The organism is Nocardia carnea, assembly GCF_029869215.1.
In the GTDB taxonomy this organism is placed as follows: Bacteria; Actinomycetota; Actinomycetes; order Mycobacteriales; family Mycobacteriaceae; genus Nocardia; species Nocardia carnea_B.
On sequence record NZ_JARWPM010000369.1, the window covers coordinates 82,554 to 92,994 of the forward strand.

Consider the following 10,441-nt stretch of genomic DNA (forward strand, 5'->3'; position numbering starts at 1 on the left):
CGGGCGGCGACCCCACCTCTCCCGGCGCTACCGCTCACCCGGCCGGCGAATCGAAATCGGCGAAGTCGAAACCCGGCGAGACGACACAACTGACCAGAACCTCGTCCGCCTCGCCCGGCAGCGGTTCGGCACTCTGCCACCAGCCCGCCGGAACCAGCACTTGCGGCCGGTGGCCGGCCGGCACGTCCCCGCCGAGAATGTGGCGCTCCGCCCGATCCGGCCGCGGCCCGTCTCCGCCGAGCGTCAGGGCGAGCGGGAGACCGGTATGCCACAACCACAGTTCGTCGGAACGCACCCGATGCCAGACGGACCGGTCCCCGGCTCCCAGCACGTAGTAGATCGCCGTCCCCGCGGCCCGTGTCCCGGAATAGCCCGCGGGGGTGAACGTGTGGGTACTGCGCCACGTTTCGCGGAACCATCCGCCTTCGGGATGCGGGAGCAGGTCCAGGGATTCGACGAGCGGCGAGCGGCGGTCGAAGCCGATATATGTTCCGTTGACATCCCTTCGCGCGTAGCGGATTTCGGTGATCGCGGCGCGGTCGATGGGCCCGTGGACGTAAGGAATCGGGCGATTCCCGGTATTCGCACCCGGTGAATTCGTCTGCTCGAAGCGCACCGGTACACCGATCTTCGCCGGATCCAGTATCAGCGCCGCCATGGGTTCGGTTTCGGACCGATGCGACGTGTTCGCGACCTCCAGCAGTGTGGCCTCATCCGGTGCGCACCGCAGGAAACCGCCGGTCTCCACGGAGCCGAGGGCAATCGGCTCATCGGATGCCTGTAGGTCCGATACACGTAGCAGGTGGAGGATCAGATCGTTCGCCACCACGCCAATCTACGCAGCAACAGCCCGGCCCGGCGACCACACCCGGCAGCGATTCGGCCATGCCGGGCAGAGCAACCCGGCGCGCCTGCCGTTCAGGCCGGAACGCGAGCGGAGCACGATCCCGCGAACCCGACGCCGTCCCGCTCGAGGGCGACTTCCCACCGCGACCGGCCGGCGGGCCGCGATCCGGCCGGATACGCGAGTTCCCCGAGCCCTCCCGACCGTGACAGTCCGTGCGGTTTCGCCGATGGCCGAGGGACAGCGGTGCCGAGTGTCGGGGCCCGACGGACCCGCACGAGCGCCTATGTTGACGAGGGTGAGTACCGCTGAACTGCCCCGGCTGCGGTCGGCCGCCGGCCGCTGGATCGTGCTGGCGACGGTGCTCGGTTCGTCGGTGGCCTCGCTCGATGCCACGGTGGTCAATATCGCCCTGCCCCGGATCGGCGAGGCGCTGGAGACCGATATCGCCGGGCTGCAATGGACGCTGAACGGCTACACCCTGACGCTGGCCTCGTTCATCCTGCTCGGCGGTTCGTTCGGCGACCGGTTCGGCCGGCGCAAGGTATTCGTGGCCGGCGCCGTGGGTTTCGCGCTGGCATCGGTGCTGTGCGGCGCGGCGGTGACCATCGAAATGCTGGTGGCCGCCCGGGTTCTGCAAGGCGTGGCGGGGGCCATGCTCACACCGGGCAGTCTCGCGCTGATCTCCGCGTCCATCGACGACCGGGACCGGGGCGCGGCGATCGGGCTGTGGTCGGGGTTTGCCGGCGTATCGGGCGCCTTGGGCCCGTTCGTCGGTGGCTGGTTGATCGATACGGCGGGCTGGCGGTCGATCTTCCTCATCAATGTGCCGCTGGTTCTGGTGGTGGTCCTGGTCTCGCTGCGGCATGTGCCGGAGAGTCGCGACCCGAATGCCGCGGCCCGGCTCGATATACCCGGCGCGCTGGTGATCGCGGCCGCGCTCGGCGCGCTGACCCTCGGACTGATCGATATGGTGCCGCTGCTGGTGGGCGCGGGCGGGCTGCTGCTGGCGGCTTTCGTCCTGATCGAGGTGCGCAGCGATCACCCGCTCGTCCCACCCGCTCTTTTCGCCTCCCGTGTCTTCACCGCGGCCAACCTGGTGACGCTCGCGGTGTATGCCGCGCTCGGCGGCGTGTTCTTCCTGCTGGTACTGCAGCTGCAACTGGTGGCGGGATATTCACCGCTGTTGTCCGGCGCCGCCACCGTTCCGGTGACCCTGCTCATGCTGGCGCTCTCGGCACCGGCCGGCCGGTGGGCCCAGCGGCACGGGCCCCGGCTGCCCATGACACTCGGGCCGCTCATCGCGGCGGCCGGGCTGATGCTGCTGCTGCGGATCGGGCCGGACGCCGTCTACATGGTCGATGTGCTGCCCGGGGTGCTCGTCTTCGGCCTCGGGCTCTCGGTCCTGGTCGCGCCGCTCACCGGCGCCGTACTCGGAGCGGTTCCGACGACCGAGGCGGGTATCGCGTCCGGGGTGAACAATGCGGTCGCCCGGACGGCACAACTGCTCGCGGTGGCAGCGCTGCCCGGGTTGGCCGGAATCTCCGGGTCCGTGGACGATCCGGCGGATTTCGATGCGGGGTTCGCGGTCGCCATGGGGATCTGTGCGGGTTTACTGCTCACCGGGGCGTTACTGGCGGCGGTCCTGCTGCGCCCGCCCCGGCGTGCCCCGTCGCTCGACTCTGTCGATTGCCTGCCGCAATGCGCGATCAGCGGGCCCGCGCTCGCGCCCGAACACGCCCCGGGCGGCGGGCCCACCGGCCGGGATCACTCCGGTAGGACTTGAGTATGCCGCGACGTCAGGGTCTGTACTCGGTAGGTGAACACCCAGCGACCAGGAGGACTCGCGATGACATCGGCTTCTGAGCCGATCGCGGAGTTCCTCGGTCCACCGACCCGCAGCCGCGCCCGGTGTTCCCCGTGCGGCACGGGACCTGCACGAACGGAGCGCAGATGACCTCGACCGGACGGACGCCCCGGCAGCGACCGGCACAGCTCGACATAGAGGCGTTCTTCGCCGACCCGGCGTTCGCGTCCCCATCGATCTCCCCGGACGGCACCCGGATCGCCTACCTCGCACCGTATCGCGGTCGCCGCAACGTCTGGGTGCGTGGTGTCGACCAGACGCACGCCGAGGCCGTGCCCGTCACTTCCGATACCCGTCGTGGCATCACCGGCTACTACTGGACCGACAACCCCCGCTTTCTGCTCTACCTGCAGGACACCGACGGCAACGAAGACTGGCACCTGCACCGCGTCGACCTCGACGATCCCGGCGCGCCCGCCGTCGACCTCACCCCGCTCGACCCCGGTTCCCGGGTGTTCGCCGTCGACCCGGAGACCACGGTGCCCGGCACCGTCATCGCCTGGATGAACCCCCGACCGCTCTACGTCGATGTGTTCCGCATCGATATCGCCACCGGCGAGACAACTCCGCTGGTGGAGCGGACCGATCCCACCGCGACCTTCTATGTCGACCGCAGCGGCCGCGCGACCTGGCATCTGGCCAAGGGTTCCGACGGCACCCATGAAATCTCCGCTGCCGATCCCGATACCGGAGACCTGCGGCTCCTGCACCGCGCGGGCGGCCCCGAGCACCCGCTGGGAGTTTTCCTCCTCCCGCTACCCGACGGCAGCGGGGCGCTGCTCGGCGACTACCAGGACGCCGACGATCTGCGGCTGCTGCGGCTCGACCGCGCCACCGGCGAACTGACCGTGGTGGCCGCCGTGGATGGCCACAGCCTCGACACCCTGAGCGCAGCGGCGGACACCCTGCCGCCCACTGTGTTCGTCAGCCGCCGTACCGGGGAGGTGATTGCCGCCCGGTTCACCGGCGACCGGCCCCGCATTGTGCCGATCGACCCCCACTTCGCCCAGGTCCAAGCCGCGTTGGAAACGCTTTCCGACGGCGTCCTGGACACCGTCTCCTCCGATCTGAGCGAACAGCGCTGGGTCGCCACCTTCATCCACGACCGCGAACCGGGCACCACATGGTTCTACGACCACGCCACCGGGGAAAGCCGCCTGCTGTATCGTGACCCGAACCTCGGCCCGTCCGACCTCGCACCGATGATCCCGGTCCGGTTCGCCGCACGCGACGGTCTACCGCTGCACGGTTTCCTGACGCTGCCCGTCGGCGTCGAACCCGAGAACTTGCCGCTGGTACTGCTGGTGCACGGCGGGCCGTGGATGCACGACACCTGGACCTTCAACAAGGCCGTACAGTTCCTGGCCAATCGCGGTTACGCCGTATTACAGGTCAACTTCCGTGGCTCCACCGGCTACGGGCGCCGGCATCTCACCGCCGCGATCGGCGAGTTCGCCGGCGCCATGCACGACGATCTGATCGACGCCGTCGACTGGGCCGTCGCCCGGGGCTACGCCGACCCCGCCCACGTGGCCATTGTCGGCGGCTCCTACGGCGGCTACGCCGCGCTCGTCGGCATCACCGTCACACCGGAGAAGTTCGCCGCGGCAGTCGATTACGTCGGCATCTCGGACCTGGCCAACTTCCTCGCCACCCTGCCCCCGTTCGTCCGCGCGAATATGACCAACAACTGGATCGCCTACGTCGGCGACCCCGACGACCCCGCGCAACTCGCCGATATGCGGCGCCGTTCCCCCATCACGATGATCGACCGGATCACGACCCCGCTATTGGTCGCCCAGGGAGCCAACGACGTCCGCGTGGTGCAGGCGGAATCGGACAATATCGTCGCGCCACTGCGGGAGCGCGGGGTGGCGGTCGAGTACCTCGTCGCCGACGACGAAGGGCACGGCTTCGACAACCCGGAAAACCAGGTCATGCTGTTCCGCGCCATCGAACGCCATCTCGCCCAGCATCTCGGCAGGCGGACGACGAACACCTGATCCGTCTCGACGACGCGGTGCCGATCCACCTTCCGGAAAAGCCGTCGCGGGCGCGGCCGGAGATCGGGAGGTCACCGGGGAGTCACGTAGCGATAGCCGGTCCGCCGCGCGGCGCCCGAGGCGGTGGGGTGTGGGGCCGGGCGAACTCCGGCACCACACCGGGTCACCGAGGGACCGGCTCAGGCGACCGCCCCGCTGGTCTTGAGTTCGATGATGCGGTCCCAATCCCAGCCGAGTTCGAGCAGAACCTCTTCGGTCTGGGCCGCGAATTCCGGGCCCGGCCGCAGTTCGGGTGCGGTGACATCGAATTGCACCGGGCTCGACACCAGCTCCAATTCTCCTGCGCGAAGGATGTATTCGTTGTCCCGGATCTGGTGATCGTCGGCGACCTGCCGGGAATCCTGGACGGGAGCCCACGGACCTTTGAGGGTCGCGAATTTCTTCGTCCATTCGGCGAGAGTGCGCTGCGCGATGGCTTCACGCAGGATTTCGACACCGGCGTCGGTGTTGGCGGCGATCCGGGACGCGTCGGCGAAACGGGGATCCTCGGCCATATCGGGGCGGTCGATATGGTGGCAGACGTCGGCCCAGAATTTGCCGGGCTGCAGCATGACGAACGACAGGTAGCGGTCGTCGGCTGTTTTGTACAGGCCTGACAGCGGGTTCGACATCGCGCCGTGGGTACCGGGCGGCGGAGCGATCATCGGCTCGCCCTGATACGCCGACAATGCCACGGTATGACCGAGCGACCACAGCCCGCTACCGAGCAGTGAGACGTCGACGATCGACGGCTCGCCGGTGCGTTCCCGTTTCAGCAGTGCCGCGGCGATACCGCCGGCCAGATTGGTGCCGGAGATGGTGTCGCCGAAGGCGGGGCCGGGCGGTGAAATCATCCCGTCGGTACCCTCCGGGGTGATGGTGGCGGCCACGCCGCCACGGCACCAGAAGGCCGTCATGTCGTAGCCGCCGCGGTCGGCTTCCACACCGCGCGGTCCCAGCGCGCTCCCCCGGGCGTACACGATCTGCGGGTTCACTGCGCGGATATCGTCGACGTCGATGCCGAATTTCGTACGTGCGGAAGGCAGGAAACTGGTGAGGAACACATCCGCGCGCTTCGCCAGTTCGTAGATGACCTCGCGGCCGCCTTCGACCGACATATCGATACCGATACTGCGTTTGCCGCGGTTGGCGTGTTCGATATTCGGGTTCGGATCGCCCTCGACCTTGAATTTGCCGATCTGACGCAGCCCGCGCTGCGGGTCGCCGGTGACCGCGTGCTCGACCTTGATCACATTCGCGCCCCAGTCGGCGAGCACCGCACCCGCCGACGGCACGAAGCCGTACATAGCGACCTCGAGAACGGTGATCCCTTCCAGCGGTTTGCTCACGCTGTGCCTCCTTCCGGCATGAGCGAGGGCCCTCCGTGGTTACGCTCCGCTACCGCCTCCGGGCCTGACTCGCTCATGCCGACACCACCTCGGCGATGGTCTTGCGCTCCATGAATTCCTCCATGCCCACCACGCCCATCTCGCGGCCGACACCGGACTGTTTGTAACCGCCGAACGGCGCGTCGGGGTGGAAGTAGTTGCCGCCGTTGATGCTGAAGGTGCCGGTGCGGATACGCTTGGCCACCGCGCGGGCGCGTTCGGCATCGGCGCCGAAAACACCGCCGGACAGGCCGTAGATCGAGTTGTTGGCGATCGCCACGGCGTGGTCGATATCGTCGTACGGGATCAGCGTCAGAACGGGGCCGAATACCTCTTCCTGCGCGATTTCACTGTCGGGGTCGACATTCGACAGCAAGGTCGGCTTGTAGAAGTAGCCGGGGTCGACCTTCTCACCGCCGCACACCAGGGTGGCGCCGGCCGCGACCGCGCGCTCCACCAGCCCGTGCACCTTGTCGCGCTGGCGTTCGCTGATCAGCGGGCCCATGTAGTTCTTCGGGTCGGACGGATCGCCGTAGGTGATGTTGGCGAGGTTCGCGGCGACCAGTTCGGCGACCTTGTCGTGGTCGGCGCGGGGTACCAGCAGGCGGGTGGTGATGGCGCAGCCCTGGCCGGCGTGCGAGCAGATGCTGAAGGCCGCGAACATGGCACCCAGGTTGTAGTCGGCGTCATCGAGCAGAATGGCCGCGGATTTACCGCCGAGCTCGAGGAACACCTTCTTCAAGGTTTCGCTGGCAGCGGCCATGATCTTGCGGCCGACCGGGGTGGACCCGGTGAACGAGACGACGTCCACATCGGGGTGCGTGGTCATCCGCTCGCCCACGGCCACTTCCGAACTGGCGAGGATGTTCACGACACCGGCCGGGATATCGGTGTGCTGCGCGATGAGTTCGCCCAGGGCCAGGGTGATGAGCGGGGTATCAGGGGCGCCCTTGAGCACCACCGTGCAGCCCGCGGCCAGCGCCGGGGCGAGTTTGGCGAAGGCCAGCTGGTAGGGGTAGTTGTAGGCGGCGATGGCCGCGACCACCCCGGCGCCTTCCTTCTCGACCCACCGCTGATGCTGCGCGCCGCGGATCTCGACCGGGCCGAGGTCTTCGGTCCAGGTGTAGTCCTTCAGCACGCCGGCGTAGTACTTGACGATTTCGAAGGGCGTTTCGAGCTGGTTGCCCTTGGTGAGGATGTAGCTGGCGCCGACCTCGGCGATCATCAGGGCACGCAGCTCCTCCACATTGTCCTGGAGGGCCTGGTACAGCTGGTCCAGGCAGCGGGCCCGGAATTCGTGGTTCGTCGACCAGTCGGTGGTGTCGAACGCGCGGCGGGCGGCGGCGACAGCGGCGTCCACCTCGGCGATACCCGCCTCGGGCGCGTGACCGACCACCTCACCGGTCGCGGGATTGAGCGAGGCCAGCGTGCGCCCGGTCTCGATCAGCTGCCCGTCGATGAGCAGCCGTTGGGTGGCAGTCACCGCCTCTTCCTGCGTTGACATCCCGCCTCCTCGAAGATTGTGGAAATAGCATTCTCGTTTCAGGAGAATAGTACATTTGGCAACGTGCTCGCACTGCCGATTCGATGAGCTGGAGCTATCCGGTTCACGGCAGCGCAACGACCGGTTCGCACGGCGTCCCCGGATCTTGCGCAGCCGATCAGCACGAGAGTACGGTTCTCGTATTCGGAATGCATGTTCTTGCGCCGGTGGGCGCGAGAGAGGAGAGGCAAGCGTGAAAACCGCAGTTGTCACCGGCGGCGCCTCGGGCATCGGACTGGCCATCGCGCAGCGGTTGCGCAGCGACGGATTCCACGTGGCGGCCCTGGACCGCAACGCCTCCGCCGACGACGATTCCGCCTACCAGGCCGACGTCACCGATCCCGACAGTATCGCCGCAGCCCTGACCACCATCCGCGAGAAGCTGGGACCCGTCACCGTTCTGGTGAACGCGGCCGGCGTCGACGGGTTCAAACGGTTCCAGAACATCGATTTCACCGAATGGCAGCGGGTTATCGAAGTCAACCTGCACGGGGTTTTCCATACGATCCAGGCGGTGCTGCCGGATATGCTCGAGGCCGGCTGGGGCCGGATCGTGAATATCTCCTCGTCCAGCGCACATTCGGGGCAGCCGTTCATGTCGCATTATGTGACCTCGAAATCCGCGGTCAACGGTCTCACCAAATCGCTGGCGCTGGAACTCGGCCCGGCCGGGATCACCGTCAACGCGGTACCGCCCGGGTTCATCGACACCCCGATGCTGCGCCGCTCCGAGGAACGCCGGCTGCTCGGCGGCAGCGTCGAGGACCATATCCAGCGCACCCCGGTACGGCGTATCGGTAAACCCGAGGATATCGCCGCCACCTGCGCTTTCCTGATCTCCGAGGAGGCCGGGTACATCACCGGCCAGATCATCGGCGTCAACGGCGGACGCAACACCTGATCAGCACCGGGTATCCGCCGATCTCACCCGAAGGGAAGTGACAACCGTGAAGGTCCATGTCGATCAGGAACGCTGCCAGGGGCATACGCTCTGCGCGATGATCGCGCCGAAAGCGTTCGAACTCAGTGAAATCGACGGCCATTCGTCGCCGGTGGACGAGAATGTAGCCCACGACCAAGAGGACCAGGTGCGCGAAGCCGCGCATTCGTGCCCCGAGCGCGCCATTTCGCTCACCGAATAATACGAGGGGGCATCCGATGTCCGCCACCGAGTCCACCGACCGTCGCCGGCCCCGTATCGATTTCGATCGATACGAACCCGGATACCGGGAATCGTTCCAGGCGATCACCGAGCATATGCACCGGCACTGTCCGATCGCCTGGACCGATCACCACGACGGTTACTGGGTGGCGGCGGGCAACCGGGAAGTCTTCGAACTGGCTCGCTGCCCGTACGTATCCAATGACCGCGATGTCGAGGGCGTACGGCGCGGGTACCAGGGCATCACCATCCCGTCGAGCAACCAGGCCGCCATCCGCAACGGCATCCTGGAAATGGACGATCCCGAGCATCGCGAATTACGTGCGGTACTCAACCCCTATCTCTCCCCCGCCGCCGTGCAACGGTGGATTCCGTTCGTCGACGAACTCGTGCGGGCCGCCCTGGACGAGAAGATCGCCACCGGCCGGATCGATTTCGTCGACGATCTGGCCAATATCGTCCCCGCGGTCCTGACCCTGGCGATGCTGGGAATTCCGTTGCGCAACTGGGCGGTCTACAGCGAACCCGCGCACGCCACGGTCTATACGCCGCCGGACTCGCCGGAGTACGAGCGGGTGCACCAGTTGCATCAGGAGATGGGCCTGGATATGTACACGAATCTCGTCGAGATCCGTGCGCACCCGCGGCCGGGCCTGATCCACGCGCTGGCCACCGAGGCGACCCTCGGCGGGGAACCGCTGTCCGATATCGAGATTCTCGGGATGCTCGGGCTGCTGATCGGTGGGGGTTTCGATACGACCACCGCGCTCACCGCGCATTCGCTGGAATGGTTGTCCGAGCATCCGGCCGAACGCGAAATGCTCAGCCGGGACCGCGACGAATTGCTGGATTCGGCGACCGAGGAATTCCTGCGCTATTTCACCCCGGCACCCGGTGACGGCCGCACCGTCAACGCCGATGTCGAACTGGCGGGCGCACGGTTCGCCGAAGGGGAAAGGCTGTGGCTGTCGTGGGCGATGGCCAATCGCGACCCAGCGGTGTTCGAACAGCCAGATTCCGTCGTACTGGACCGGAAAGGCAATCGGCACTTCAGTTTCGGGCTCGGGATCCACCGCTGCATCGGGTCCAATGTGGCGCGGGCCGTGTACAAACGGATGCTGCTGGCGGTACTGGACCGGATACCGGATTTCCGGTGTATCCCGGAGGAAACCGTGCACTACGAGACGATCGCGGTGATCCAGGGGATGCGCCATCTCCCGGCCACCTTCACCCCGGGTGAACCGCTGGGGCCGGGTCTGGACGAAACACTGGAGAAGCTGCAGACGGTCTGCGACGAGCAGCGTTTGGCCGAACCGGTCACCATCCGGAAGGACGCGGCGCAGATCTAGGTCCGGCGCAGCACGAGGCAGACAACGGATTCCCGTCCCCGGGGGGGGGGGGGGGGGGGGGGGGCGCCCCCCGCGCGGGCCGGGCAACGCAAACAAAAAGAGGAACGCAGAACGCACGGCGGCAATATCGACGTCAAACTCCTCACCCCGGGCGCGACGCTTTTCCTCCCGATCCAGGCGCCTGAGGCATTGCTGTACATCGGCGATCCGCATTTCGCCCAGGGTGACGGTGAGGTCGCGTTGACC

Annotated in this window: 8 protein-coding genes and 1 pseudogene; 6 read left to right on the forward strand and 3 right to left on the reverse strand. The window is 67.2% G+C overall.

From position 1 onward, the window contains the following. Positions 1 to 34: 34 nt before the first annotated feature. Positions 35 to 484 carry a cupin domain-containing protein gene (locus QH276_RS26365; protein ID WP_280398745.1) on the reverse strand — a complete coding sequence of 150 codons (450 nt, stop codon included), beginning with the start codon at positions 482 to 484 and terminating at the stop codon, positions 35 to 37. 646 nt (positions 485 to 1,130) lie between these two features. Between QH276_RS26365 and QH276_RS26370 the strand changes: the two genes are divergently transcribed. Continuing rightward, positions 1,131 to 2,630: an MFS transporter gene (locus tag QH276_RS26370; protein ID WP_432278617.1), complete on the forward strand. Its 1,500-nt coding sequence runs from the start codon at positions 1,131 to 1,133 to the stop codon at positions 2,628 to 2,630. Positions 2,631 to 2,797: 167 nt separating this feature from the next. Further along, positions 2,798 to 4,714, forward strand: a complete 1,917-nt coding sequence (locus QH276_RS26375) for a S9 family peptidase (RefSeq protein WP_280398662.1) — start codon at positions 2,798 to 2,800, stop codon at positions 4,712 to 4,714. A gap of 179 nt (positions 4,715 to 4,893) precedes the next feature. Here the strand turns inward: QH276_RS26375 and QH276_RS26380 are convergent, their stop codons facing one another. After that, a complete protein-coding gene (locus QH276_RS26380) occupies positions 4,894 to 6,102 on the reverse strand; it encodes a CaiB/BaiF CoA transferase family protein (protein ID WP_280398661.1) in 1,209 nt (402 codons plus the stop codon). A 73-nt stretch (positions 6,103 to 6,175) separates the two neighbouring features. Beyond that, positions 6,176 to 7,645, reverse strand: a complete 1,470-nt coding sequence (locus QH276_RS26385; RefSeq protein ID WP_280398660.1) for an aldehyde dehydrogenase family protein — start codon at positions 7,643 to 7,645, stop codon at positions 6,176 to 6,178. A gap of 232 nt (positions 7,646 to 7,877) precedes the next feature. On the opposite strand from QH276_RS26385, the gene QH276_RS26390 reads away from it, so the two are divergent. The 4 genes and pseudogenes from QH276_RS26390 to QH276_RS26405 all read left to right on the forward strand — a co-directional run. Continuing rightward, on the forward strand, positions 7,878 to 8,585 hold the full coding sequence (locus QH276_RS26390) for an SDR family NAD(P)-dependent oxidoreductase (RefSeq protein WP_280398659.1): 708 nt from the start codon (positions 7,878 to 7,880) through the stop codon (positions 8,583 to 8,585). A gap of 46 nt (positions 8,586 to 8,631) precedes the next feature. Further along, entirely contained in the window at positions 8,632 to 8,826 is a 195-nt protein-coding gene (locus QH276_RS26395) for a ferredoxin (RefSeq protein ID WP_280398744.1), read from the forward strand. 16 nt (positions 8,827 to 8,842) lie between these two features. Beyond that, positions 8,843 to 10,195, forward strand: coding sequence for a cytochrome P450 (locus QH276_RS26400; RefSeq protein WP_280398658.1), 1,353 nt, complete (start codon positions 8,843 to 8,845; stop codon positions 10,193 to 10,195). Positions 10,196 to 10,312: 117 nt separating this feature from the next. Beyond that, positions 10,313 to 10,441, forward strand: a pseudogene (locus QH276_RS26405) (acetamidase/formamidase family protein); the annotation flags it as partial.